At 29.7% G+C, this 26,534-nt stretch carries 32 protein-coding genes; 8 read left to right on the top strand and 24 right to left on the bottom strand.

Annotated elements, in window-relative coordinates; translation table 11 throughout:
* Positions 1-34: 34 nt before the first annotated feature.
* The 4 genes from MHN29_RS17610 to MHN29_RS17595 form a co-directional block, all read right to left on the bottom strand.
* Entirely contained in the window at positions 35-208 is a 174-nt protein-coding gene (locus MHN29_RS17610; protein ID WP_235273693.1) for a hypothetical protein, read from the bottom strand.
* Between the two features lie 91 nt (positions 209-299).
* Entirely contained in the window at positions 300-1,532 is a 1,233-nt protein-coding gene (locus MHN29_RS17605; RefSeq protein WP_255689120.1) for a radical SAM protein, read from the bottom strand.
* Positions 1,533-1,599: 67 nt separating this feature from the next.
* A complete protein-coding gene (locus tag MHN29_RS17600; RefSeq protein WP_235273691.1) occupies positions 1,600-1,833 on the bottom strand; it encodes a hypothetical protein in 234 nt (77 codons plus the stop codon).
* A 149-nt stretch (positions 1,834-1,982) separates the two neighbouring features.
* Positions 1,983-2,189 (bottom strand): hypothetical protein, encoded by a 207-nt coding sequence (locus MHN29_RS17595; protein WP_235273690.1) that lies wholly within the window; start codon positions 2,187-2,189, stop codon positions 1,983-1,985.
* Between the two features lie 275 nt (positions 2,190-2,464).
* On the opposite strand from MHN29_RS17595, the gene MHN29_RS17590 reads away from it, so the two are divergent.
* Positions 2,465-2,662 carry a hypothetical protein gene (locus MHN29_RS17590; protein WP_235273689.1) on the top strand — a complete coding sequence of 66 codons (198 nt, stop codon included), beginning with the start codon at positions 2,465-2,467 and terminating at the stop codon, positions 2,660-2,662.
* An 8-nt stretch (positions 2,663-2,670) separates the two neighbouring features.
* Here MHN29_RS17590 and MHN29_RS17585 read toward each other — a convergent pair whose 3' ends face one another.
* The 14 genes from MHN29_RS17585 to MHN29_RS17520 form a co-directional block, all read right to left on the bottom strand.
* Complete coding sequence (locus MHN29_RS17585) at positions 2,671-4,383, bottom strand: AraC family transcriptional regulator (RefSeq protein ID WP_235273688.1); 1,713 nt, start codon at positions 4,381-4,383, stop codon at positions 2,671-2,673.
* Positions 4,384-4,487: 104 nt separating this feature from the next.
* Positions 4,488-5,315, bottom strand: a complete 828-nt coding sequence (locus MHN29_RS17580; protein ID WP_235273687.1) for a M57 family metalloprotease — start codon at positions 5,313-5,315, stop codon at positions 4,488-4,490.
* A gap of 168 nt (positions 5,316-5,483) precedes the next feature.
* Positions 5,484-6,998, bottom strand: coding sequence for a hypothetical protein (locus MHN29_RS17575; protein WP_235273686.1), 1,515 nt, complete (start codon positions 6,996-6,998; stop codon positions 5,484-5,486).
* A gap of 15 nt (positions 6,999-7,013) precedes the next feature.
* Positions 7,014-7,682: an SPOR domain-containing protein gene (locus tag MHN29_RS17570; protein ID WP_235273685.1), complete on the bottom strand. Its 669-nt coding sequence runs from the start codon at positions 7,680-7,682 to the stop codon at positions 7,014-7,016.
* A 54-nt stretch (positions 7,683-7,736) separates the two neighbouring features.
* On the bottom strand, positions 7,737-10,031 hold the full coding sequence (locus tag MHN29_RS17565) for an FdhF/YdeP family oxidoreductase (protein WP_235273684.1): 2,295 nt from the start codon (positions 10,029-10,031) through the stop codon (positions 7,737-7,739).
* Positions 10,024-10,824: a formate dehydrogenase accessory sulfurtransferase FdhD gene (fdhD, locus tag MHN29_RS17560; RefSeq protein ID WP_235273683.1), complete on the bottom strand. Its 801-nt coding sequence runs from the start codon at positions 10,822-10,824 to the stop codon at positions 10,024-10,026. Before fdhD ends, MHN29_RS17565 begins: the two co-directional genes overlap by 8 nt.
* A 162-nt stretch (positions 10,825-10,986) precedes the next feature.
* The gene (locus MHN29_RS17555; protein WP_235273682.1) at positions 10,987-12,165 is read right to left on the bottom strand and encodes an RsmD family RNA methyltransferase; all 1,179 of its coding nucleotides are present in this window, start codon (positions 12,163-12,165) and stop codon (positions 10,987-10,989) included.
* A gap of 61 nt (positions 12,166-12,226) precedes the next feature.
* Positions 12,227-12,913 carry a hypothetical protein gene (locus MHN29_RS17550; RefSeq protein WP_235273681.1) on the bottom strand — a complete coding sequence of 229 codons (687 nt, stop codon included), beginning with the start codon at positions 12,911-12,913 and terminating at the stop codon, positions 12,227-12,229.
* A gap of 2 nt (positions 12,914-12,915) precedes the next feature.
* The gene (locus MHN29_RS17545; RefSeq protein ID WP_235273680.1) at positions 12,916-13,815 is read right to left on the bottom strand and encodes a RimK family alpha-L-glutamate ligase; all 900 of its coding nucleotides are present in this window, start codon (positions 13,813-13,815) and stop codon (positions 12,916-12,918) included.
* A gap of 22 nt (positions 13,816-13,837) precedes the next feature.
* Entirely contained in the window at positions 13,838-14,305 is a 468-nt protein-coding gene (locus tag MHN29_RS17540; protein ID WP_235273679.1) for a CAP domain-containing protein, read from the bottom strand.
* Between the two features lie 39 nt (positions 14,306-14,344).
* Complete coding sequence (locus MHN29_RS17535) at positions 14,345-15,004, bottom strand: pyridoxamine 5'-phosphate oxidase family protein (RefSeq protein WP_235273678.1); 660 nt, start codon at positions 15,002-15,004, stop codon at positions 14,345-14,347.
* A complete protein-coding gene (locus tag MHN29_RS17530; protein ID WP_235273677.1) occupies positions 15,001-15,546 on the bottom strand; it encodes an N-acetyltransferase in 546 nt (181 codons plus the stop codon). Before MHN29_RS17530 ends, MHN29_RS17535 begins: the two co-directional genes overlap by 4 nt.
* Positions 15,524-15,814 carry a DUF1272 domain-containing protein gene (locus MHN29_RS17525; protein ID WP_235273676.1) on the bottom strand — a complete coding sequence of 97 codons (291 nt, stop codon included), beginning with the start codon at positions 15,812-15,814 and terminating at the stop codon, positions 15,524-15,526. Before MHN29_RS17525 ends, MHN29_RS17530 begins: the two co-directional genes overlap by 23 nt.
* On the bottom strand, positions 15,814-16,332 hold the full coding sequence (locus MHN29_RS17520; protein ID WP_235273675.1) for a DinB family protein: 519 nt from the start codon (positions 16,330-16,332) through the stop codon (positions 15,814-15,816). The genes MHN29_RS17525 and MHN29_RS17520 overlap by 1 nt, the downstream gene beginning before the upstream one ends.
* 80 nt (positions 16,333-16,412) lie before the next feature.
* On the opposite strand from MHN29_RS17520, the gene MHN29_RS17515 reads away from it, so the two are divergent.
* The gene (locus MHN29_RS17515) at positions 16,413-17,894 is read left to right on the top strand and encodes a PLP-dependent aminotransferase family protein (RefSeq protein WP_235273674.1); all 1,482 of its coding nucleotides are present in this window, start codon (positions 16,413-16,415) and stop codon (positions 17,892-17,894) included.
* Positions 17,895-17,971: 77 nt separating this feature from the next.
* Here MHN29_RS17515 and MHN29_RS17510 read toward each other — a convergent pair whose 3' ends face one another.
* From MHN29_RS17510 to MHN29_RS17490, 6 genes are all read right to left on the bottom strand, one after another.
* A complete protein-coding gene (locus tag MHN29_RS17510; protein WP_235273673.1) occupies positions 17,972-18,214 on the bottom strand; it encodes a hypothetical protein in 243 nt (80 codons plus the stop codon).
* Entirely contained in the window at positions 18,201-18,575 is a 375-nt protein-coding gene (locus MHN29_RS17505; protein ID WP_150898803.1) for a hypothetical protein, read from the bottom strand. Before MHN29_RS17505 ends, MHN29_RS17510 begins: the two co-directional genes overlap by 14 nt.
* Positions 18,576-18,597: 22 nt before the next feature.
* Positions 18,598-18,945 (bottom strand): hypothetical protein, encoded by a 348-nt coding sequence (locus tag MHN29_RS17500; RefSeq protein ID WP_235273672.1) that lies wholly within the window; start codon positions 18,943-18,945, stop codon positions 18,598-18,600.
* 71 nt (positions 18,946-19,016) lie between these two features.
* Entirely contained in the window at positions 19,017-19,898 is an 882-nt protein-coding gene (gene prmC / locus MHN29_RS17495) for a peptide chain release factor N(5)-glutamine methyltransferase (protein WP_235273671.1), read from the bottom strand.
* A gap of 11 nt (positions 19,899-19,909) precedes the next feature.
* A complete protein-coding gene (locus MHN29_RS18390) occupies positions 19,910-20,485 on the bottom strand; it encodes a YIP1 family protein (RefSeq protein ID WP_150898799.1) in 576 nt (191 codons plus the stop codon).
* Positions 20,482-20,973, bottom strand: coding sequence for a GNAT family N-acetyltransferase (locus tag MHN29_RS17490; protein WP_235273670.1), 492 nt, complete (start codon positions 20,971-20,973; stop codon positions 20,482-20,484). The genes MHN29_RS18390 and MHN29_RS17490 overlap by 4 nt, the downstream gene beginning before the upstream one ends.
* 38 nt (positions 20,974-21,011) lie before the next feature.
* Between MHN29_RS17490 and MHN29_RS17485 the strand changes: the two genes are divergently transcribed.
* The 6 genes from MHN29_RS17485 to MHN29_RS17460 form a co-directional block, all read left to right on the top strand.
* Positions 21,012-21,491 (top strand): LEA type 2 family protein, encoded by a 480-nt coding sequence (locus tag MHN29_RS17485; RefSeq protein WP_235273669.1) that lies wholly within the window; start codon positions 21,012-21,014, stop codon positions 21,489-21,491.
* Between the two features lie 6 nt (positions 21,492-21,497).
* Positions 21,498-22,550 carry a bifunctional diaminohydroxyphosphoribosylaminopyrimidine deaminase/5-amino-6-(5-phosphoribosylamino)uracil reductase RibD gene (gene ribD, locus MHN29_RS17480; protein WP_235273668.1) on the top strand — a complete coding sequence of 351 codons (1,053 nt, stop codon included), beginning with the start codon at positions 21,498-21,500 and terminating at the stop codon, positions 22,548-22,550.
* Positions 22,543-23,151 (top strand): HAD-IA family hydrolase, encoded by a 609-nt coding sequence (locus tag MHN29_RS17475; protein ID WP_235273667.1) that lies wholly within the window; start codon positions 22,543-22,545, stop codon positions 23,149-23,151. Before ribD ends, MHN29_RS17475 begins: the two co-directional genes overlap by 8 nt.
* Before the next feature lies 1 nt (position 23,152).
* On the top strand, positions 23,153-24,016 hold the full coding sequence (locus tag MHN29_RS17470) for an EamA/RhaT family transporter (RefSeq protein WP_235273666.1): 864 nt from the start codon (positions 23,153-23,155) through the stop codon (positions 24,014-24,016).
* On the top strand, positions 24,016-24,630 hold the full coding sequence (locus MHN29_RS17465; protein ID WP_235273665.1) for a YigZ family protein: 615 nt from the start codon (positions 24,016-24,018) through the stop codon (positions 24,628-24,630). The genes MHN29_RS17470 and MHN29_RS17465 overlap by 1 nt, the downstream gene beginning before the upstream one ends.
* Positions 24,631-25,570: 940 nt before the next feature.
* Positions 25,571-26,534, top strand: a 964-nt coding sequence (locus tag MHN29_RS17460) for a hypothetical protein (protein WP_235276273.1), incomplete at its 3' end; no start/stop codon positions are given.

Genomic DNA, 26,534 nt, shown 5'->3' with positions numbered 1-26,534 from the left:
GGACTTAAACTATTAAAGTTTAAGTCCTATTGTTTTATACACTTGGTCCTAAATGATCATCATCTCTTTCGTTTGGATTTATACACCAGCAACCGTAATAGTCACAATCTAAAACCCAGCCACGAGGACATTGTTTTTGTCCTCCGTTAATAGTTCGTTGTTCATCTTTTTTTAGGATAGTACCTAAATTTGAAATTGATTTTAACATGGTTAATCGTTTTTATTTGTCCTTACTCTATATTATGCTTTTCAGGTTCCGCATTTTATTAGAATTTTTTAAAGAAAGTTTTTTAGTAGGTTTATGCGATTATCATATTTTTCTCTGAAAAAGATTCTAATTCTTTTTTGTAATAGAAGTTTTTGTTAAAATCGGTTGAATCTAGATAGTTAATAATTTCTATAGGATTAATTTTTTCTACGTTTTCTTTTTCATGTAAATCTGGAAAACAAGAAATAAAGTACCCTTGTATATGTGCTATAAGTTTAATTAAGTCTTTACAGTAAACTGATGGATTGTTGAATCCATTTTCTTTGCTGTATCGATGTACCAATCTACCACCTTTGCAAATTACATTTAAAGGACACTCTTGGCATTGTTTACATAATTTGGCTTCAATGTTGTTAAAATATAGCTTCCCTAAAGTAGTTTTTTCAATATCTTGAAAGCTGTTTTCTTTAATGTTAAAACCAGTTTTTGTAAAGCCATGACCGCAAGCTTTTAAAGAGTCAATAGCTTCAATTTCTCCGTTAGTTTCTATAACTAATACAGTAGATTCATTTTTAGAACTTTCATTAAGCATTGTTAAAGAGTTTAACAATCCTAAAAACATTGGTATTTTATATCGATCTTGGTCGCTAATCCATATATTGAATAATTCGATTAACCAATCGCCCATTATTGTTTTTTCTTTGTCATAAGGGTAGCTGTTATGAGTATAATCAGGTATTAAGAAGTTTACATAACTTGCTCTCATTTTTTTAAAACTGTTGTATACTTCTAGAGGTGTTTCTTTTGTGTTAATCACACATGCAATGTCAGCAAAGTTCATTTCACTTTTCAAAAGAGAAACTCCCTTAAAAACATTATCATAACTTCCATTTCCTTTGTGGTCTACTCTAAACATATCATGAGCTTTTTTAGTGCCGTCTACACTAACGCTTGGAGAAATGTTTAATTCTTTAAATAAATGAATCCAGCTCTCATCAAGTAAAACACCATTGGTTTGTAAATCAAAAGAAAAAACTACATCATCGAGTTCATTTTGAATTTCTTTAACTTTAGATACAAAGTCTATAAAAAATTGTTTTGGAGCAAGTAGAGGCTCTCCTCCATGAAAAAGAAAAGAGAACTCTTTTTTATTGTACTCTTGTATGTATTTTTTGGTTTTGTTAATAATGTTATCAACAATTTTAGTAGACATAAACTTAGGTTGTTTTTTATAAGTTGTATCTCCTAAATTGTACATAAAGCAATATGAGCAATTGAGATTACATCTGCTGGCAACTTTTATAGCTAAAGAATTGAAATCCATAATTTATAGTTGGTTAAAAGATAACAAGGAGGTTATGATGTTTAATAACCTCCTTGAGAAATAAAGATTAATTTCTTATGAAATCATGAACTGGATCAGCTTCTAGTATCTTAACGCATTTGCCTAATCTGTCACTCCAAACTAATCCATCAGGACAACGTCTACCACCACCACCAGTAGGAATATAAATAATATCATCAGAAGGTATGCCTACAGCACCTCCTCTAATAGGTGATAAATCATTAATTTCTAAGTTTGAAAATTTTTCAATTCCTTTAGATAAAAAAAATGTTTTTTTCATTGTATTAAAATTTAGTTAGTATGCTTACTCTAAGGTTGTTTATTGATTGAATATCTATATTTTCAGCTTCCTATAGATATTTGTAGGTTACTAGTATTTTATTATTTTAATGAAGAGTTATCGTGAAAATATGTTTCGGTAACTCTTACTTACATATCTACTTTTGTAGGCATGCACACGCAGTATCCTAAAGAAAAATTGTATGCAGGTATTTCATTTTGGGTACAAGCAACAGGGTTAGGTCCCCAGTTGTCTCTATTCTTACACCAAAAGGGAGATCCCGGACCACCTCCGTTAATAGACTTTTGATTTGCTTTGTTTAAAATAATACCAAGATTTGAAATTGATTTTATCATAATTAGTTGATTTGATTTAGTTATTCCTTACTCTATTTTTAATGCTTTTCAGGTTTCTCATTGAATTACAAATATTGAAGGTTAAATATGATAAAGGAAGAAAAGAAGGTTGTGATTTATAAAAAAGGTAGGTACTATTTAAAAATTATGACAAAGAAAACAATAGTTAAAATGTTGTTTTGTAAAGGTTTGAGTTGTTTTTGTAATTGAGTTTTAGAATTTAGCAAAATTGGAGTTAAAAAAATATAAATTGAACTAACTTAAATTAATTAATCATGAAATTATTATCAATTAGCACTTTAGAGTCTTATGAACTTACTAGAATTGAACAACGAAATATTATGGCAAAGGGATCTAAGTTAGGAGGAGGCCCAGATACAGATGGAGAAGAGGATTGTTTCCCGCCACCGCCTCCAGGAAGTGAATGGGATAAAAAGAAAAATTATTGTTTTGAACCTGTATTAACGGTTTAAATGTTATTTTAAAAAATAACTTCCTTGTCAATTTTTTCAATGAATTGATAAGGAGTTATTCCTGTGTGTTTTTTAAAAATTCGAGTAAAGGATTTAGCATTTTTATAACCTCCAATTTCACCAATGGCTTGGGTTGTGTAAGCTCTAACTTTTTTGTCTTCACTTAGTTTTTTAGTAATATAATTAATTCTGAGCTCATTAGTGTATTCGCTAAAACTCATTTTTTTGTATTCTTTTATTACTTTAGAAAGATAAGTGGTGTTAGTACCAATTTTTTTTGCAGCATTATATAGATTAAAATCATCTTTTAAAAAATATAATTTTTCTTCAATTTTAGATAAACCTTTAATAATTTGTTGGTGTTGTTCATCTTTTATTTTTAATTCACTAGTTGTAGTAGTATCTTTTTCTTTTTGAGAAACTCTAGTTAACAAATCGTTTAAACGTGCTTTGGCTTTCTTTTTTTCTCTTATATTTTTGAAAACAAAAAAGCTTGTAAATCCTAATATTAGAATTAAACTAATAACAATGATATTGTAGTAAAAAGCTCTTTCGTTATTATCTTTGTTAAGGGCATTAATTTTTTTTGTAAAATTAATTTCCTTGGCAGTTTTATAAGCTTCTTTAAATTGTTCCTTTTCTCTGGTAGATATTTTATTGTATGCATTTAAAAAGGTATTTAAGTAATAATTAGCAGAGTCTACTTTTTTTTGATTTAAGTAGATTTTAGATAAATAATTGTTTGCATGCATATAATTATAATCCAATAGTGTGTCATTTTTTATTTGAAGTGATTTTAGAAAGTTGTTTTTAGCTTTTTTAAAATCCTTAGCCATATAATAATTAACAGCAATATTGTAATAGCCTTTATATAAATAAGAATATGATTTGTATTTATGAAAAATCTCTAAACTCTTTTCAAGATAAAGATTAGCTTTGGAGTATTCCTTTTTTAAAGAGTAAATAGTTCCCAAGCCGTAATAAATTCTTCCTTGATAATAAGAGTTTTCTTTAAGGTTCTTAGTGTTTAGTGAAGAATTGTAATAGTGTAAAGATGAATCTGCATACTGTTTTTTTAAAGTGTCGTTTTTATACATTGTAGCATAAATAGCACCAATATTAAGAGAGGTTTTAAGTTTGTTGATTTGAAACTTACTACCTAATTTTTCTTTACTTATTTCTAATAAGAGGTGTTTTTCTTTAATTTTTAATAGAGCTTCATTGAGCTCTTCCATGTCTTGGTATATAAGAGCTATATTTCCTTTTATTTTAATGATTCGTTCTATATCTTTTGCTTCAATAGCATAGGTTTCTGCTTTTATATAATCATTTAAAGCTTGTTTAGTAAGTCCTCTTCGTTTTTTAGTATTTCCTAAAAGTATGTGAATATCAAATAAGATATTATAATTCTCTTTTTTTAAAGAAATTTTGGGTAGATATTTAGAGATACTATCTTTAAAAAAATTAATATCTACAATTTGTTTTTCTCTTGTTTTTATATATTCAATGGCGGAATATGCAAAAGTTTTATAGGGGGTGTTGTTGGTTTTAACAAGTTTATTCATGTAAAATAAAGTACTGTCTATTCCGATTTTTCTATTTAAATAAAATTTCTTTTTTAAATCTATTAATTCATTTTCATTTAAAATTGTGTTGGTTTGAGAAAACAAAAGAATAGAGTAGAAGAATACTAAGAATAGTGTAGAGATATATTTTAGCATAAGGGTTGAGGGACAATTGATTATTTACTGCAAAATATAAAAAAAAGAGACTAGTTTAAAACAAAGTCTCTTTTATAAAGATAAAATTTATATAGAAATTATAATTAATACAGGTAGTTTAAGGCAATTCTGTCATTTTGGTTAAATTCCCCAGAAGAATTACTACTGAAACATGCTAGCATTAAAGAGGTTGGATCATAACCAGCTGTTGTACCAGGTATAGGTATAGCACCAACACCAGCTTGTCCTTCGTTTACATTTTGTCCACAACTTCGTCTAGTTTGCCAATCGGTATGTCTAAACCCAACAGAATGACCAATTTCATGTGTAATTACATGCTCAATTACATCAAGACTAAAATTTCCTAAACCGTGAATTTCTACCCATTTATAAGGTTTTCCATTAGAAGGAAAGCCAGCTGATCCTCCAGCGCCAACAGCATTTGCATCTACGTAAACAAGCATGTCTTGAGGAGAATAATTTGTACCAAAAGTTAAATTAAATTGAATATCTAAATTAAGTTCGTTATAGTTTTCTACAGCCATTCTTAATGCCGTTTGTTCTCTTGAAGATAAACCATAACCATCATTAGCATTATATCCCATTATATTAATAATAGTACCTCTGTCTACTAAATTACTTGTTCTATAGTTTTTGCCTAAATGTTGACCGACTTTTTCAAAGTTCATAATTTGCTCATGACTTAAGTATATGTCGCCTTCTACAAGATATCTATCTCTCGAAGTGCCATCAGGTAAGTGTTGTTTTGATAGAGTAACATTGTTTGTGTTAATGTTAAAGTCTTTTAATTTAGTTAAGATTTGTTTTGGTATTTGTGTATCTTGATTTAAAGAAGTTTCATTATCACTACAGCTTGTTATTAAGGTTGTTATAGCTAATAATGATAAAATTTGAAGGGTGATTTTTTTCATTTTTTTAATTAGTTTGATTAATAATTAATTGCTAGAAATTTCTATGCGTCAAAAATGAAATATTAAAACCGATTATATTTTGATGTAAATCAAAATATAATCGGTTTTTTTTAGATATATGATTACTATTTATGTGTTAATTTGAAGAATATTAAGTTTTTTAGGTTTTTATTTAGCACTTAAGTAAGAGAAATTGTAGCTGATTCCGAAATTTAGGTAAGAACTACTTAAGCTTCCTCCACGAGCTTTAACATATCCTAATCCTGCTCGTAAATTAAGTTTGTCTGTTAGTTTGTAATTAACACCAGCACTTGGTTTAATTATTAAACCTTGTCCTGTACTAATTCCACCTCCACCAGCTGCTCCTGCTAATGCTTGTAAAAATACAGAAGTAGTATTGTTAAAGAAAGAGTTTGATTGTACTCCTAAACCAACAATTCCTTCAGCATATGCTCCAGCGTCACCAAAATTAGCAAAGGAAGTTTGTCCAGCACCATAGATATATTTATTGAAGAAAAAGTTAATTTGTAAAGATATCTGATGCATATCTTGATTTATTCCTGTATCTCTAGCTGCATTGAAATATAAATCATGTTTTACAATTGTTTCTAAACCTTTAAGTTTGGCTGTAGAAAAACTATTCTCTTCAGATTTTATACCGTCTTTGTCAATATAATATTTAAGACCAAAGCCTAGAGTAGAGGAAGTGAAGTGTCCGTCAGGACTCATTAAATATCCTTTATTTATTGATCCATAAATGTTATCAAATAATTTTTGTTCAATAGAGATGTCAGGATAAATTAAAAAACCTCCTTTGGTATCTACACCGCCACCTCCTCCGGCACCAACACCGAATTTAGCTAAAATATTAGTTCTATTTTTATTCATAGATAAATGATAACCTCCTCCTAATAAGATGTCCATATAACCTGCTTTAATTCCATGGTAAGCTCCATCAGCTTTTACAAAAAAGAAAATATTATCATTCAAATAAGAATTAAATTCAAAACCAGCTAAGCGTATGGTTTTTCCTTTAAGATTTCCTTTAGTAACAGAAAGATTGTTAAGATGAACTAATAAAGAAGCTCTGTTTCTTTTTTGATCCCACGAAGTATTGGTAAGATTTTCTATTGAAAAAGATTGTTCTCTTTCTTTAAAGCTAGCAAAATCAAAAGATAAAGGAATTTGTACAGCAACATTAAGCTGACTGCTATTGATGTCACCTTTATCAAAAAAGTTGATATAACTATAACCGGCAGTAGCAGAAAAATATTTGAAATCATAACCTAAGTTAAAGTGAGGTAAAATAAAAGCTCCACCGCCATCAGGAGCAGCAGCACCACCACCACCACCGAAATGGAAACCAGTATCTAAAAATAAGTTTTTTGTTATTTTTTGTTGAATACCAGCATTGATTCCTAAAGTGAAAAAACCACCTCTAATTCCGCCAACAGCTCCATAAAATCCAAGTCCTGCATAACTCCAATCATTAAGTTTTAAATTATAATGAAGCCCTGTAAAATCCATATTTTCTTCATTTCCAGGCATTTTTATAGATAAAAAATCTAATTGCCCAAAACCTTTTTGAGTTTCTTTAGTTGGTATGTTAGTTTGGGCATAAAAAAAATGAACACTCATTATTAAGCCTAATATGAGTGCTCTTTTACTAATTTTATTTAGCATTAAATATGTTTTGTTTTAATTGTGTATTTTTTGACGTTTACCGTTTATGTATGAAGCTACAAATGCATCATCAAATCCAACTTTTACTAATTCTCTTTGTAGTTTTTTAGCTTCTTTTAAAGTAGAAAATAAACCTATAGAATATTTAAAATATCCATCAGAACTTGTAACTGTTGAAGGAATTGTTTTTGAAGATAATAGAGGGTGATTTCTTTTAGAAAAAACACCTATTTGTACTGAATATATAGTTTTTCCAGAAGTCTTTTTTGACACATCAGAAGCAGCTTTGCTAATGTCTAAAGAACTGTTACTGGTAGATTCATCGTTATTGGTATTAACTGCATCTCCAGATTTAGCTTGAGCTCTAGCTTTTCTTTTAGCTCTAGCTTGTGCTCTTTTAACACTGTCTAATACTCTAAGAGCTTCATTTTTCTTTATAGTAGCTATTTCGTCAGTAGAAGAAAAAGAGCTACCACCATTGTTAGTGTAAAAATAATAAGTAGCTGCTAAAGAAGCTCCTAATAAAAGGCCTAAGACAATAGGAATAATTTTAGACTTCTTTTTAAAAGAGTCATATTCTTCTTGAACTTGGCTTAATTCATTTTCAGCTTCTTCTCTTTTTAATTTTGAATTGTCTAAGTCTTCTTGCATTAACTTAAACTTTTCTTCTTCTATAAAAGGCATAATTGGTGGTTAATTAATGTTAAATTATTTTACTAAAATACAAATCTTTTTTAATTAGTCTTTTTCAACAGTTATTATTACTGTTTTAGAGGCTGGAGTATGGCTAATTCTAGCTTTACTTTGTATTGGAACTAAAACATTAGCTTCAGGAAAATATGTAGCTGTACACTGTCTTGGTATGCTATATGGTATAACTAAAAATCCGTTTGCAATTCTTCTTTCTCCTTTAAAATGACTTACTAAATTTACCTTGTCAAGTTTAGATAAACCTTGGTTTTTCATGTCATCTGGATTCATAAAAATAACTCTGCGCTCATTTAAAACTCCTCTATAACGGTCGTTTAATCCATAAATAGTGGTATTGTATTGGTCATGAGTACGAATAGTCATTAACATAAATTGATTGCTATCTAAAGCTACATCTGAAGGTAAGTTTAAAGTAAAGTTAGCTTTTCCTGTTGCTGTAGGAGTAAAGTTATTATCTCTTGCGTTGTTTGGAAGATAAAACCCACCTTTATTTCTAACTCGTTTATTATAATTGTCAAAACCAGGAATGGTAGCTTCAATTTTATTTCGAATTAAATCGTAGTTAGTAACTAATGATTTCCATTCAGTAGTAGAGTTTTTTAAAGTAGTTTCGGCAATTCCTGCTACAATAGCTGGTTCGCTAAGTAATTCTGAAGATGATGGTGGTAAATGACCGTTAGATTGATGTACAACTCCCATAGAATTTTCTACAGAAACAAATTGTTCTCCACTAGCTTGAATATCCTTTTCAGATCGTCCTAAACAAGGAAGTATTAAGGCTTGTTTTCCATGAACTAAGTGACTTCTATTTAGTTTTGTTGAAACTTGAACGGTTAAATTACAATTTCTCAACGCTTCAGCTGTGTATTCAGTATCTGGTGTGGCTGAAATAAAGTTACCGCCCATACCAATGAATACTTTAGCTTCTTTTTTATGCATCGCTTCAATAGCTGCAACTACATCATAACCATGTTTGCGAGGAGCTTTGAAGTTAAATTCTTTTTCTAGATTATCTAAAAATGAATCTTTTGGCTTTTCCCAAATTCCCATGGTTCTATCTCCTTGTACATTGGAATGCCCACGAACAGGACAGGTACCAGCCCCTTTTTTACCAATACTACCTTTTAAAAGAAGTAGATTGACTAATTCTCTAATATTGTCTACAGCATTTTTATGTTGAGTTAATCCCATTGCCCAACAGATTATAATCTTATCGTTATTTATAATTAACTCTGTAGCTTCTTTAATGGTTTCAATAGATAAGCCAGTTTGAGGTAGCAACTCTTCTACGGTATAGTTGTCTAAATCATTTAAAAATTCATCTACACCATGCGTTTTTTCTTTTATAAATTGATGATTGAAAACAGTGTTTGGTTCTTTGTTTTCTTTTTCTTTCATCAATTTTAAAATGATTTTCAATAAAGCTACATCTCCATTTATTTTTACTTGAAGAAACAAGTCAGTTAATTTGTCACCAGAACCTAACCATTTTAAAGGGTTTTGAGGATCAACATAATTCATTAATCCAACTTCAGGTAATGGATTAATAGTCATTATTTTTCCACCATTTTTTTTGGTATCTCTTAATGCTGTAAGCATTCTTGGGTGATTGGTTCCTGGGTTTTGCCCCATTACAATAACTAAATCAGCATGATTAAAATCGTCTAAGGTTACAGATCCTTTACCAATTCCAAGTGTTTCAGATAGAGCACTTCCGCTACTTTCGTGACACATATTAGAGCAATCTGGTAGGTTATTTGTACCAAATTGACGAACAAATAATTGGTATAAGTAAGCAGCTTCATTGCTGGTTCTTCCAGAAGTATAAAATATAGCTTCATCTGGAGAGTTTAAGCTATTTAATTCTTTACCTATGAGGTTAAAAGCTTCTTCCCAAGATATTTCTTCATAATTATTCGATCCTTCTCTTAAAATCATAGGGTGCGTAATGCGACCACTTTTTCCAATTTTATAATCAGACCATTCAGACATTTCTTGAACTGAATGTGTAGCAAAGAATAGGGGAGATACCCTGTTTTTTGTAGCTTCTTCAGCAACTGCCTTAGCTCCATTTTCACAGTATTCAGCAAGAAAAGCTCTCTTTTCATCTGGATCTGGCCATGCGCAACCTGGACAATCAAAACCATTTATTTGGTTAAGATTTTGAAGTAGGCTAATTCCCTTACTAACTCCAGTTTCTGAAAAAACATGATTTAAAGCAGATTTTATAGCTTTGGTTCCAACTGCTTTTTTTGGAATATCAATTAGTTTAATTCCTGTTAGCTCTTCCGGTGGTTGAGCGTGTATTTTTTTATCACTCATAATTTATATATTGAGGATTAGAATATATTGTCATTTTGTTGTTTCGGCTAAAACCGATTAAGCAAATACCAAATTCCTTGGCAAAATCTACGGCCAAAGATGAGCAAGCTGAAACAGCAATTATTATAGGTATTTTTGCTAGAAAAGCTTTGGAAACTATTTCGTAAGAAACACGTCCGCTTACTAGCATGTAATTGGTCGATTTTAAAAGATTTTTATTTAATAAATCACCAATACACTTATCTACTGCGTTATGTCTACCTATGTCTTCCTTTATGGTTAAAAGGTTTTGTTTTCTGTCAAAAAGTGCACAAGCATGACTACCGCCTGTAATTGAAAATAATTTCTGCATATTGTTCATTTTCAAATACATTGAGTCTTTTATGTGAAGTGATTCTTTGTGTTTTTTAGTAAGAGGTTTATCTTCTGTTTTTAAATCTTTTATTTCTTTTTTTCCGCAAATTCCACAGGATGAAACAGAAAGTAAAGTGCGTTTATTTAAGTACCCTTTACCTAGTTTTTCTTTTGGGATAAAAACATTTAAAATTGATGAAAAGTCTTTGTTTTCTTCAATCGTTTCTATTTTTAAATCTGAAGTTTTTTTGTAAATATCTTCAGCATATAATAAGCCTCTAATAAGTTCTTTATCATCTCCAGGAGTTCTCATAACAACTGTGTAAGATTCTGAATTAATATTTATCTGAAGAGGAGCTTCAATAACAAGACTATCTTCAATTTCAGATACTTGATTGTTGGATAATTTTATGGATTGATAGGTACTTGCTTGTTTCATGCTGTAAACAAATGTACTTAAAAGTAAGTGAATTGAAAAGCCTTGTTTGAGGCCAAGGCCTTTCGGTATGTTTTATCACCCCTTATAAACAAAACACACCCAGATAGGGTAACCTTCTTTAATGCACAACGAAAAAAAGAAAAATATATTGTAGTAGTTTGATTACTCTTTGCTACAATCTATTATAATTAGTTCGTTGTTAAGGTTTTTTGTGAAAAATAGATAGGTGTCACCGCCATCTTTAATTTTAGTTTCTAGTCGTATTTGAGCTACTGTTTTAGGGAAATTTCGAGTGGTGATATTAGCTTTTTCTGTTTTTATAAATTTTTTGACTTTCTTTTTATTGTAAGGGTAAACATTATTTATTTTAAATATTCTACCAGGGAAATTTTCTACTAATTCTTCAGAAGTATATAGGTGAGAATGTTGTTGTAGTTTATTAATTTTTAATTGATAAGAAACCTCTGTAAATCCTCCAGATTTCAAAATTGAAGCGTTTGGCTCATATAGGTAATTCTGTGGTGAAGAATAGGTTTCTGTAGATTGGTTTTTGTAAATAAAATCAAAACATTGAATATTGTTATTCAGTAGGTTATGTGTTTTTATTTGAATTGATTCTTTATGGTTTTTTTCTAGTAGGAATAATAATTCTTTCACTTCATTTTTTAGTGAAATAATATGAATTTCTTTTACAAATTTTAATTCATTAATAGTAGATGTAATGTCTAATATTGGTGAATTTTTAATGAGTATTTTATTGGCTTTTGTAAATAAGAAATCAATGTTTTCTGGGACATTAGGAAGGCAGTCTTTAAGTAAAAATACTTTTCCTTTTATGTCGTGTCTTCTAGAAGGATCAATATAAATACAGTTTAGTTTTTCGTTAAACTGTTTTAAAAAATCAATTCCGTTTTGAGCTATAGTTTGAATATTTGTAATACCTAGTTTATCATAATTGTATTTTACTATTGCAGATAATTGTTCGTTAATTTCGCAATGAATAACCTTTTTAAAATTTTTAGAAAAAGCTAAACAATCGACTCCAAATCCACCAGTAAGATCAATGATAGTATCTCCAGAAACCAGATTCGATTTATACTCGGCGGTTATTTCAGATGATGTTTGTTCTATACTTAATTTTTCCGGGTAATAGATGTTCTGAGTATTAAACCAAGTAGGTAATTTCTTTTCAGATTTTTGTTTGGCTACAATCTGATTAGCTAATTCTTGGATAGTAATATTGTTAAAAGGACTTCCTTTTAAAATCAGTTTATTAATATCAGTTTTTAAATTTTGTTGGATGTATAATTGAACATCTGGTTGTAAAATAGCTTTGTTCACTGTAAAATAAGAATCTTATAGTATTACTAATATTTTTGAAACTTTATAATGATAAAAAGGGTTAGTTATATCCTTTTACATCTCCCATATATAATGTTCCAATTGAGAGTTCATGTTTAGTAGGTAAAATAGCTCCAGATTGAGTGGTTGTCCAATCATTCCAAGAGGCTTCCATGCCTCCTGTAGGTATAATAGATACCCACATTTTATATGCAATGGGTTTATAGTTATCATCTAAAATCCATAAATAAGAATCACCAGGAGTTGATCCTCCAGTTGTATATGTAATCATAAGAGCATCCTTATTTTCGTGCTGTACTATTTTGCGCTCTATACCAGCTTCAAAAACTTTGTAAGGTGCAACTAACCAAAAACTATCGTTGTTAAAATAATCAATAGCCTTTTTTAATGTTTTTGGAGCGTCAACTTGTTTGTTGTCGATAAATACACTACTGTTTGCTTGGTTTTTTGTGTGTAAAATAACCTTATTCTTATCCCAAGAAATTTCAACAATATTTTTTTGTTTGTCCCATTTATAAAAATGTTTACCTCTAAAGCTCCATTCTAAAAAACGAGTATTTTTATATGTTTCATAGTTTAATGCTTTTAGCATTTTATTAGCTAAAACATCAGCTTCTTTGTTGCTTTTTCCTTCAGGTAAACCTTCGTTGTTTACGTAGTAAAAAATAGTAAGTCCAATAATTAAAAGTAAAATTATTGTTCCGAAAATTTTTAAAAACTTCTTCATGTTTAACTTAGTAGTTGTTTAATTCCTTCTGCTAGTTTGTTTGCTGCTTCTGGTTGTTTTCTAAACCATAATTCTGGCTCTACAAGCTCTAATTCAGCGATAGCTAATTTACCATTATTATCTGTAAAAATATCTACTCTAGCATAAATAGGTTCTTCTTTGCAAGCTTTTATAGCTTTTTCAGCAAAATTAATTTCTTCCTGAGTTGGTGTGTAGTTTTCAATAGTACCTCCAAAGTCGTCTTGTACTCGAAAGTCTCCTTTTTTTGCTGTCTTTAAAATAGCATGTGTAAACCTTCCATTAATTACTACAAGAGAAATTTCTCCTTTGTCAATAATATTTTGTTGAAAAGGTTGAAGTATCATTGCCTCTTCTTTTATTAGTTGAGAGAATGTTTCTTCGTATTGTTCTATGTTTTTTGAATTAATTTTATAAGTGTGTCTTCCACCACCTGAAACACATGGTTTTAAAACAAATTCCGATAAGTTAAATTGAGTAGCTAGACTTTTTAGGTTTTTAGTTTCACCTATTTCTATAAAGTAAGATTCGCATATATGAACTCCTCGTTTTTGCAAATCTACTAAATAATGCTTGTCGATATTCCATCTAATTATACTTTCAGAGTTTAATAAGATGGTTTGCTTACTAACTTTATTTAACCAATCTGAAAATTCTTGAAAGTGTTTATGATAATCCCAAGTAGATCTAAACAGTATATATTTAGTTTGAGACCAATCAAAGTTTTTATCATTCCAAGGTAACCGAAGTACTTTTAAATTAAGTTTTTCTAAAGCAATTTTAATGTAGTTGTCTTCGTCAATTACATTTTTTACGATGTTGTTATTTTCAACAGGTTTTAAGTGTTTACTATCTGTAAGAATAACAACATCGTAAGTTTTCATAATGCTAAATGATTTTATAAAATTATTTAGAATAGAATAATTGTGTAAAATAGTAATGTCCAGCACTATTTTTTTCAACGCCTATTCCTGTATGGGTATAGTTACCTTCAATGTTTTTTCTGTGTCCACTACTATTTAGCCAAGCGTTAACAACTTCTTCAGCTGTTTTTTGATGAGAAGCTACATTTTCTGCAGCGCTTTTTGCATTGTCTAAATTTTGCATTTCTTTGAATCGGTCATCAAACATATCATGATTAATTTTGCTAATCCCAATCATATATTTTGTGTGTTTTAGAGCTATTACTGAAACTTCGTTATTAAGAGTAAGTTCAGATTTACCTATACTAGCTCTATGTTGATTAACAAGTTTATGGATTTGTTGTGTAATCGTGGCGTTTTCTCCAGAGATTAGGTTTTCAGAGTCATTGTCGCTACATGAAATGAAAAATAAGGTTACAAATAGGGCTATTAGGGATTTTTTTAACAACATGGTTAAATTTTAAAGGGGTTAATAAAGTCGGCTAATGTACTATTTATTTTGATTATAATAATTTGTAACGTGCTGAGGAATTTCAATTCCTTCTTTTAATTTTTCATCAGAAATAGGAGGTAGGGCTATTTGTTTAATAGGTACCAAGCCAGCCCAAACGTTTAAATTGTAATCTTCTGGTTCATCAGCTACTCCAACATCTCTAATTTTAGCAGAAGCTGTTTCAATAGTCATTTCTACAACCATAGTTCTGTCTAATTCTTCTTGATACATTGGACGTATTCCATCCCATCGACCTTTCATCATATGTTCCATAAAACAAAATAAAGCAGCATCTTTTTCTTCAGGATTTGTAACTTTTTTAACCGACCCAAAAAGAGTTGCTGATCTATAATTTACTGAATGATGTAATCCAGAACGCGCCAAGACTAAGGCATCTAAATGCATTACGGTCATGCTCATTTCTTTAGCTTCTAGAAGAGCTAATAGCATTCTGTTGGCTTGTGAACCATGCAGGTATATTTTGTTGTCTTTTCTTCCGTAAGCCATTGGAAGTGTAATAGCTCCTCCTTGATAAACATAACTTACATAACCGATAAAACCAGCATCTAAAATAGTGTTAATTTTTTCAACATCGTAAGTAGCTCTATTTTGCCCCCTTTTTACTCTGTTTAGTTTTGATTTTGAATATTCTTTCATGATTTAATTTTTTTAGATAAAACGAAGTTTTCGTAAGCATTGCCATTAACTAAGAAATCTAATCTCCCTGTATCTTTAAATTCATTTCTTTCATAAAAACGTATGGCTCTTTCGTTTTTGATGTAAACAGATAGCCATATAGTGTCTAATTGTAATTCTTTAGCTTTCGATTCGATGAAGGTTAAAAGTTGTTGTCCAATTTTTAAAGGAATAAAATCATTTAAAATGTATATTCTTTCTAGTCTACAATTATTGGTAGACGTTATACTTTCATGTGTTGCATTAAGTACTAATTTTGCATATCCAACAGGTAAGTTGTTTATATATAAGATGTAGAATAAGTTGTTATCGTTATCTATATCTTCTTTAATTTTTGCGATAGAAAATGCTTTATTATTGTAGGCTAATAGGTCATTTTTATCATTAATAAAATGACCGTGAGATTCACTGTAAGTTATTCTCCCAAGTAAAGCTAAAACTTCAACATCGGTTTCTGTTGCTTTCCTAATATGTATTGTTTTATCTTCTTTCTGGTTTAACATTTTTAAATTTTTCTGAGTTTATTTTTGTTTTTGAGATTTCTTTTGGCTTGAAAATACGATTAGATGAAGCAGGATATTTTTCAATCATTTTTAAAGGTCGAATAGGTCTTTCCATAAAATTTCCCGAGCAACTTGGGCAAACATTTTCAAAAATTTCTAAAGCGCAAGTTTTACAATAAGTGCATTCAAAAGAGCAAATCATAGCCTCGGTTGATGTATTAGGTAAATCTTTATTGCAATGCTCGCAATTTGGTCTAATTTCTAACATTATAAATAGCGTTCTTTGATAATTTCTATATGCCAAATGCTATGTCCTAATAAAACAAAAGCACAAGCTCTAGCTGATATTTGAGATTCACTGGCAGTTCCAATGTTTTGTAAGTTATTTTCTGAAATACTATTTATCAGGTTTATTGAATACAAACGAGTTGTAGTAAATTCATGAATTAATTCTTCTAATGATTTGTTGTTAGCTTGCGACGGAGAAATGTATATGTTTTGATCAAAGCCAGCTAAAGCAGTTTTATCGTTTCTGGCAATTCGTAAGAATCGATACATAAAAATTCGTTCAGTATCTATAATGTGTTGTAATACTTCTTTAATGCTCCATTTTTCTGGTTGATAGCGATACTCTAATTTATCTTCTGGTATGGAAGAAAAGAAATTAATGACCATATTCTTATCTTCTTCAAAGCCTTTTGAAAGGTCTGTATTATCAGTAACCTTATTGATGTATCTAGAAAAGTATTCGTTGTATTCAGTAGTTTTTAAATCTTGTTTAAGCATGTTTTGTTGTTTTGTTATCCAAAAATACTATTTTTATGGACTATTATATTAGTCCAGAATAAAAAGAGTTTGTAGTCCAGATGTTTCCGTATAAAACTAGTTTCAAAATTAATAGAGATATAAAAGAGCCTTTGTATTTGCAATTAGCAAATCAATTTATTGTTTTTATAAAGGAAGGAAATCTTTCATCTGGCACAAAATTATTAGGAACAAGAAGTTTTGCTGAATTGTTGAATGTGCATCGAAAAACAATTGTAGCTTGTTATGAAGAATTGGCATTGCAAGGTTGGGTTGAAAGCATTCCGAAAAAAGGAACATTTGTACATGGTAATCTTCCTTTGTTAAATACAACTAGTATTGTAAAAGAAAGTATTAAGAAAGAAAAGTTGAAGACAGGGTTTTCTTTTTATGAAAACAATGAGTTGCTGTCAAAAAGGGGAAGAGAATCATCAGATATGATATATATAAACGATGGAACTTCTGATGAAAGATTAACTCCGATAGAAGAAATAGTTAGAACGTATAGAAGAATAGCGTCAAAACAAAGTGTTTATAAAGAATTTGGCTATGGTTCAACTTTTGGAAATAATAAGCTAAGAGAAATACTAGTTGGTTATTTGAATGAGACGAGAGGATTGCAGATTTCAAAAGAGAATATTTTAATTACTCGTGGTAGCCAAATGGGAATTTGGTTATCGTCGAAACTATTATTAAAAGAAGGAGATAATATTATAGTTGGCGAAACTAATTATGTCTCAGCTGATGTAACTTTTTTACATCAAAAAGCAAATTTGCTGCGTGTATTGGTAGATGAAAATGGTATTGTAACTGAAGAAATTGAAAAACAGTGTAAAAAACAGCAGATTAAAGCTGTGTATGTAACATCACATCATCATCATCCAACAACGGTTACGTTATCAGCAGAAAGGAGGATTCATTTATTAAACTTAGCTAAAAAATATAAGTTTGCGATAATTGAAGACGATTATGATTACGATTTTAATTATAATCATGCGCCAATTTTACCTTTAGCAAGTCATGATGTTAATGGGAATGTAATTTATATAGGCTCTGTATGTAAAACTGTAGCTCCGGTGTTTAGAATAGGTTATTTAATTGCTTCAAAAGAGTTTGTTGATGAAGCTTCTAAATTGCGTGGTTTTGTAGATAGACAAGGTGATGCATTATTAGAACTTACTTTTGCCGATTTTATTAAGTCGGGAGATTTGGATAGACATATTAGAAAAGTATTGAAGATTTATAAAGCACGTCGAGATTTATTTTGTGGTTTGTTAAAGGAGAAGTTATCAGACTGTTTTCAATTTGAAATACCAAAAGGAGGTATGGCTGTGTGGATTCGCTTGAATAAAAAATATTCATGGAAACAGGTTTATGAAGAAGGACATAAATATCAGTTAGAGATAGGAGAGTGGTATCGATATGATATAGCAAAAACAGGACATAATTCTATAAGAATGGGGTTTGCGAGTTATAATGAAAAAGAAATATATGACTTGATTGATAAATTAGTTTTGGTTTTTAAAAAGTTAAAAGCACAATAATGTTATTTATTGCGCTTTTATTGTGGTTTTGATATAATTATATTTTAATGCTTTGTAAGTTAAACTTAATTTAAGTTTTAAATGGCATTTTTAAGTTGATGTGAAAAATCCTTCATTAAATCATTAATACTATCATATTCTTTAAATAACAAGCTTAATAAACTCGTAGAATTTTCTTCTGATTTTTTTTGCTGTTCACTAGAAGTTGTACTGTTATTTAAAACTTTTAGTTGATACTCTTGTTGAAATGATTTAATAAAGCTTTTGAATTCATCATCAGTATTGGTTTGCTGAATGTTGATGGCTTTATAAGACTGCATTTAACTCGATTTTATATTTGTTTAGCATAGTTCTAGTTAAAGCTAAATTTGCTTTTTTGCTATCTACTGCCAGGTAAATAAAGTAATCACCACCTGGTGACATATTAATAACGTGAATGTGGTTGTCTAATTTAAAATGGATGTCTCTTAGGTTTTCGTCTAAACCAAGAGTTTTAATAGCTTCTCTTTTGGAGTTAATGATAGATACGTTAAAAGCAGATGCTAATGCTGGGTCAAAATCTGGATCAACTGAATCAGACATTAATGATTCTCCTGTTGACATTTCTGCAACACTAATTGCAATAAATCCAGGGATGTTTTCTTTTACGTTTTTGATTAAATCTTTTAAAATTTGTTCCATGGTCTGGGGGACTTAAGTGTTTTTAAATAATTAATTTTTGAGTGTTTTTCATTTGTTTTTTTAACATTAAACTTAGTAATCCAATGTTGGTGGCTTTGTCTGTCAAAAAACATAAAACATACTCTTCGTGTTTAAAAAGTAAGAGCGTTTCATTAGTAGATTTTAAAATTATTTCGTTTAATTCTGTATTGAAGAACAGATTAAAAAAGTTTTCGGACATATTAAAGATAACAGCATCAAAAGCTGCTATTTTTTCTTTAAGGTCTATTAGTTCATTTTCCTTTGGGAAAAAGTCTACTATTTGCCCTTCATGATCTATTAAAAAAATAGCTTTGCTGTTTGTATCCGTAAGTAGTTTTTGTAAATCCAATTTTTCTTAATCTTTTGTCTTATTAGCTAATATACAGAAAATTAAGATTATAAAAAAAATGAAATTCGCTTTTATAAGTCGTTTTTTTTGGATATTTTAATCATTCTATCATTGTTAAAAATATCCTTTCTAAGCTCATTAGTTGTGAACTTTTTATCCTCTAACATTTTTAAAGTTTCTTGACCTAAATATTGATTTATTTCAAAGAATAAAAGTCCATTATCAGTTAAATGGATTTTAGCTAAATCAGCTATCTTTTCATAAAAAACTAAAGGGTTATCATCATCAACAAATAAAGCCAAATGAGGTTCGTTTTGTAAGACGTTGTTTTTAATCTCTACTTTTTCTAAATTTCTAATATAAGGAGGGTTAGAAACAATAATGTCGTATTGTTTAGGTAAAGAATTGGTGTTAAGGATGTCTTTTTCAATAAACTCAATATCTACCTGATTAAGTTTAGCATTTTGTTTGGCTGTTTCTAATGCTTTTTCAGAAATATCTATGCTTGTAACATCAACATTAGATAAATTCTTTTTTAAACTAATAGGAATGCATCCTGAACCGGTTCCAATGTCTAAAATTGATAGCTTTTTATCAGAATCGAACTCTTTTCTCATAGAATTGACCTCTTGAATAATCCATTCTACAAGTTCTTCGGTTTCAGGGCGAGGAATTAGTGTGTGATTGTTTACTTTAAATAGTAATCCAAAAAACTCAGTATGCCCAATAATGTATTGTATAGGTTCTTCATTTAAAAGTCTTTCTAAGGCATTATTTAAAACTGTTTCTTTTTCTGCAGGAATTTCAAAATCTGGTTTCATGATTATATCAATTCTCTGTAGTTCCAAATACTCTTCAACCAAATAGGTAAAAAAGGTGTCAATTTCTGTTTTAGGATATATAAATGAAAGTTGTTTTGAAAAATAGGTTTTATATGTTTTTAATGTATTCAAAGTGTAATTTCTTAAAGGTAAAAGTTGCGTAAATATAATTGGAATACTATTAAGCTAAAAAATGGAATTAGTATTGGAAGTATTACGATAATTGCTTTTTTCAAACTAATATTATAGATTTCTTTAAATCCTATCAATAAAGTCCTTAAGGAAATAAACCAACTTATAATAAAGAGAAGAGTTTTAAAATAATATGTGGAGAATTCAGAATTATATAAATGTGGGTGATTTAACAAATTCAAAATAAATACATAGCAAAATATAGGAAAGTAAGAATACATTAATAGAGCAAATGTTTCTTTGTAGTATGAATTTCCTTTTAAAAACAATCCTAATTTATAGATAACAAAACTTAGTGTTGTAGAAATTAATAACCATAAACAAACCTGAATAATTTTTTCAAAAAGCTTAAAATAAATTAAGAGAGTTTTATCATCCGGTACTACTGATTCACTATTGAAACTATATATTATACCGTATAAGAAAGCTAAAAATATACCTTCCTTATAAAGGTCGTCTCTAAATCTATTTTGAAAGTTAATGGCTCCATTATTTGGAGATAAAATCAATAATATTAATGTTTTCATAACTTTTTAATCATCCAAACATTACAAGAGTAATGTCCTGTATTTCCCATTGGCTTGTCTAGATTTGTAAAACCATTTTTTTTATACAAAGCTCTAGCAGCTTCCATGTAAGGCATGGTTTCTAAATAACACTGGGTATAACCTTGTTTTTTAGCTTCGGTCAAACAATGATCTATTAGTTTACTTCCTAATCCTTTTCCTCTAGTAATAGGTAAGAAATACATTTTTTGAAATTCACAAATAGCCTCTTCAGTACCATCTAATTTTGCAAAACCTGCGCCTCCAACAATTTTGTTATTATGTTCAATTACAAAATAAGAAGCATTTTCTTTTTCGTAAGTTTCAAACATTTGATCGGTAGCCTTGTCTTCATAAGCAGTGCCTACTTTAGGAGCTCCAAGTTCAATTAATACTTCACGGATTATTTGTGCTACTTGTTGATTGTCATTAGGTTGTATTTCTCGAATAATAAAATCAGAGGGTGTCATAGGAATACCTTATTTTTGCACTGCAAATTAGCTAAAAAATGAGAATTCGTATGAAGAAATTGGTGTTTTTTGTAGTGGTATTACTTATTATTGGTTGTTCTGTTAAAGAAAAACCAGTATTTATTAAGGTTGATGATGTAAAGATTATGTCTATAACACCAGATACAATACATTTAAATGCAAATGCTTTTTTTAAAAATCCTAACGATATTGGAGGGAAAATATCTACAGATGAAATAAAAGTTTTGGTTAATGGAGATGAAATGGCTAAGGTGTCTTCAGAAGTGTTTAAAGTTCCAGCAAGAAAGGAGTTTGCAATTCCATTAAAAGTTGTTATTCCTACTAAGAAAGTATTTTCTAGTGAAGGTGGTGGGATTTTAGGAGGATTGATTAATTCATTTCTAAGCAAAAGTAAAAGTGTAAAAGTTCAGTTTAAAGGAGATATAAAATATAAAGTCTTAGGCTTTTCACATATTTATTCCATTGATAAAACTGAAGATATTAAAATAAAACTATAGCTTTTTTTGAATCACGAAAAATACATAAAACGCTGTTTAGAATTAGCAGAGAAAGGCATAGGTACTGCTCGCCCTAATCCATCTGTAGGGGCAGTGGTTGTTTATCAAGACCGTATCATAGGTGAAGGATATACAAGCGCTTATGGAGGAAATCATGCAGAAGTAAATGCAATTCATGCAGTTAAGAATAAAGAACAACTAAAGGAAGCCACTATATATGTAACGCTAGAGCCATGTTCGCATTATGGAAAAACACCACCTTGTGCAGATTTAATTGTTAGAAGTCAAATACCTAATGTGGTAATTGGTTGTATAGATACGAATAGTTTGGTAGCAGGAAAAGGTGTAGAGCGATTAAGAAAAGCAGGATGCTCTGTAACTGTAGGAGTATTAGAAAAAGAGTGTAAAGAGCAACATAAACGGTTTTTTACAGTGCAAAACAAAAAGCGTCCGTATATCATATTAAAATGGGCAGAAACCAATGATAGTTTTGTAGCTCCTTTAACCAAAGATGAACAAAAACCTGTTTGGATTTCAAATAAATATTCACAACAATTAGTTCATAAATGGAGAAGTGAAGAACATGCCATTTTGGTTGGAACTAATACGGTAATAGCTGATAATCCTTCGTTAACTGTACGCAGTTGGACGGGGCGTAATCCTATAAGAATAGTGTTGGATAAAAACTTGAGAATATCACAAGAAGCAAATGTGTTTGATGCTAACGTGAAAACTATTCTTGTAACAGAAACTAGAGAAGAGGAGAGGCAGATTTCAGAAGAAAAAGAAAATGTTATTTACGAGGAAATAGATTTCAAAACAAATATTGCTCAGCAGATATGTGAAGTTTTACAAAAACACCATATACAATCGGTAATTGTAGAAGGAGGTACAAAAACTTTGCAAACATTTATAGATGCTGAATTATGGGATGAAGCTAGAGTTTTTATAGGTAATACAGAATTTAGAAATGGAGTTAAGGCTCCAGAGATAAAAGGAAAAATAATAAATAAAGAAAGCATCGATAACGATGTGTTAAAGATATATTTAAATGATTAAAAACATCATTTTTGATTTTGGTGATATATTCATCAATTTAGATAAGGAAGCAACCTACAGAGAATTAGCAAAATTAGGAGTAACTGATATTTCTCAAGATATGATAGAAACCTATTATAAATATGAGATGGGGCTAATTTCTACTGATGAATTTGTTGATTTTTATCAAGTAAAATTTCCGCAATTAAATAGAGAAGATTTAGTAAATGCATGGAATGCAATTTTGTTAGATTTTCCATTGCATAGGCTAGAGTTTCTTAAAGAACTTGTTGCTTCAAAAAAATACCGAATATTTTTATTAAGTAATACGAACGATTTGCATATTTCGTGGATTCAAAACGATTGGGGAACAACATTATATAATGAATTTAAAAGTTGTTTTGAGCAATTTTATTTATCGCATGAAATAAACTTTAGAAAACCGAATGCGAATATTTATGAATTTGTGTTGAATGAAAATAATTTGAATCCATCTGAAACAATTTTTATTGATGATACAGAGGAAAATACAAATGCAGCAAAAGAATTAGGAATACACGTTTGGAATTTAGCTCCTGGAAAAGAAGATGTAGTTGATTTATTAAAGAGGAAAGAATTTTAAAGTGGATTATTTAATATTAAGTGTTTTAGTCTCTAGTTTATTGTTTGTAATCTTTAAACTATTTGATGTTTTTAAGATTAATACATTACAAGCTATCGTAGTAAATTATGCTATAGCCTTATCTTTTGGTTTATTTACTTCCGAAATATCAATGTCAGTAGTGGAAATACCTGAACAGCCGTGGTTTTTTGGAGCATTTTGTTTAGGGTTTTTATTCATAACAGTGTTCAATGTTATGGGGCTTACAGCACAGAAAAACGGACTTTCGGTAGCTTCAGTTGCAGGAAAAATGTCGGTAGTTATTCCTATAATTGTAGGAATTGTTGTTTATAAAGAAAGTGTTGGTTTTGTAAAGGTTGTGGGAATTTTGATGGCTTTAGTAGCAGTTTATTTATCATCAGCAAAAAGTGATACTTCACCCGTAAAGTTTAAAAATTTAGTATTTCCATTATTGTTATTTGTTGGTTCTGGATGTATTGATGCAGGATTGAAATATGTAGAGAGTACATCTGTACCAGACGGAACAGTACCTATGTTTTTAGGAACAATATTCGGTTGTGCATTTATATTAGGAACTTTCTTTGTAATTATCCAAATGATTAACGGTAAGTTTCAGTTTCATTGGAAAAACTTAATAGGAGGGATAGCTTTGGGTATTCCAAATTATTATTCAATGGAGTTTTTAATTAAAGCATTGCAAACAAAAGGATTAGAGAGTTCTACTATATTTACCATCAACAATGTGTCAATTGTAATTTTGACTACTGTTTTTGCTTTGTTATTTTTTAAGGAAAGATTGATTAAAAAGAATTGGGTGGGTATAGGATTAGCGATAATTAGTATTTTATTAGTAGCTTCGGCATAATGGAAGAGATTAAAGACATATATAAAACAATTGATGTTCCTTCAGAGGAAACCTTATTTAAAGATAGAAACAGTAAGTTTTTTGGTTATGCATTTCCTGTATTTTCTGAAGAAGATATCAAAGAAGCTTTAGAGGGGGTAAAAAAGAAACATCATTCTGCACGTCACTTTTGTTATGCTTGGCAACTTGGTACTGAAAAGATTAGATTTAGAGCTAATGACGATGGTGAACCAAGTAATTCGGCAGGACAACCAATTTATGGGCAAATTCAAGCCTTTGAAGTAACTAATATATTAATAGTATCTGTTCGTTATTTTGGAGGAACTAAACTAGGAGTAGGAGGTTTAATAAATGCTTATCGAACTTCAGCTCAATTTGCTTTAGAAGCATCAGAAATTATAGAGAAAACAATAGATATTCGATATAAATTGACTTTTGAATATGATATGATGAATAAAGTTCAACGTATTATAAAAGAAAGAAATTTAACTATCGTGGCTCAAAAATTAGAAATGAATTGCGAGTATACTATTTCTGTCCGTAAAAAAGAATCACAAACCATATTTGAAATTTTTGATACATTGTTTAAGGTGGAGATTGAAGGGCTAGAATAGACTTAGTGTTTGTTTTTCGTTTGATTTTTAAACTCTTTTTGAATATGCTAAATATCTTTGATTAGGTATTCTAATTTATTGTAATCACGCATAAGTTTGGTTTTAAACTAAAAGTATACTAATAATGGAACCTTAAAATATTTATTTGGAAGAAAAAAAGATAATCGATATGAACTTTCTGGTGTTAAAACATATATCTTATATGGTAAATGATATAGCGGATTAAAATTTCTTCATAATAAAGTTTGAAATGGAGAATTGAGTGAAATTATTAGGATGTAGATAAGAACTTTTTCCTTTACTATTTGACAGGAGATTTAGTTTAGGTTAGCTTTAAATATAAAAACTACTTTAATGGAAATTAAGGTAGTTTTTTTATGCAAAAAAAACAGCTAATTTTTAAAACGAAGATGACAAGAAAAAAGTTATTTCATATGAATTAAAACTATTAGGGATAATTTAAAACTTCTAGCGATTATTTAAAACTACAGGTTTTTGTGTGTTGATAATTAGTGTTTTAACTTAGTTTTGATAAAAGAAAGTGAATTGCTAACTTCAATATAATTCTTATGAAAAAATCTATTATAGTAAGCATTGTTACAATGCTTTTAATCCTATTTGTAACTATACCAATTATAACATTTTACAAACAAAACTTGATTCAACTGTGTTATCACAGTATTAAATTCTGATATCAAGGATTTTATGCTAAGGAAAGAGGTTTTAGGTATTGATTAAGTGAGCTTTAAAAGTGTTTTTTTACATATACAAATAACCACATTTGCTTACGATTCATTAGTAGGAGTAACAAGTGTTACAGACTAAAGAGAGCCTCTCCTTGTATTACTAATATGAGAGTTTTTACCAGTTAAAATTTGTAAAAAGCAACGAAGTAAAGCTATTAAAAGAGATAACATATAATTATAAAAACTAGTAGGCTATGAAAAGACTAGAAAAACAATTATTACTACTCTTATTGTTGTTAGGAGGAGTAATTTATGGGCAATTTAGAGAAAGAGGATATTTAAATGATGTAGGATCACGAAAATACTTAAGAGGTTTTATAAGATTAATCAGAATTAATGGTCCAACTAATGTAGGTTTAAATAGTACGTATACTTATAAATTAATACCTATGGGGAGTAGATTGCCAAAAAGAGGAACATGGCAGGTTTCAGGAGGAATAATAATTAATAGTTCGGCAACTCGAGCAACGATAAAATGGACTAGCTTAGGAAGTAAACAAATTACCTATAGAGGTCGATCAGGTTCCCGATCGTTTATGGGAATAAATAATGTTACAGTAAAATCAGTAGTACCCTCAACACCTTCAGTGCCCACAATTTCACAAGATAAATGTGGAGGTGTAGTTTTATCAAGAGGGACTCCACCAAGTGGAGTTACTTGGTATTGGCAAGGAACTAATAGTAATGGAACTACAGCTAGTAATTCATATAGTGGTTATACGGTAACTAGTTCAGGACGATATTATTTACGAGCACGAAATAATAGTAGTGGATTATGGAGTACCAGTTCATCATCTATACAAGTTACTGTTAAAACAGTTCCATCAACTCCATCAGCAGCAACGTTAACTAAAAACTGTGGAAGTACCGTATTAACCAAGGGAAGTCAGCCAGGAGGTATTACATGGTATTGGCAATCAAGTGCAAGTGGAACATCAACGAGTAACTCATCAAGTAGTATAACCAGAACCAGTGGTTCGGTATATTACTTACGAGCACGCAATAACAGTACAGGATGTTGGAGTCCAGTCAGAACAGTAAGTTATAGTATCAATACAGTTCCATCAACTCCATCAGCAGCAACGGTAACCAAAAACTGTGGTAATACAGTGTTAACTAAAGGGAGTCAGCCAGGTGGTATTACTTATTACTGGCAAT

The organism is Tenacibaculum sp. Cn5-46, assembly GCF_022347705.1.
Classification (GTDB): domain Bacteria; phylum Bacteroidota; class Bacteroidia; order Flavobacteriales; family Flavobacteriaceae; genus Polaribacter; species Polaribacter aiptasiae.
The sequence above is the reverse complement of the archived record's forward strand: the minus strand, read 5'-3'. Positions and strand labels throughout refer to the sequence as shown.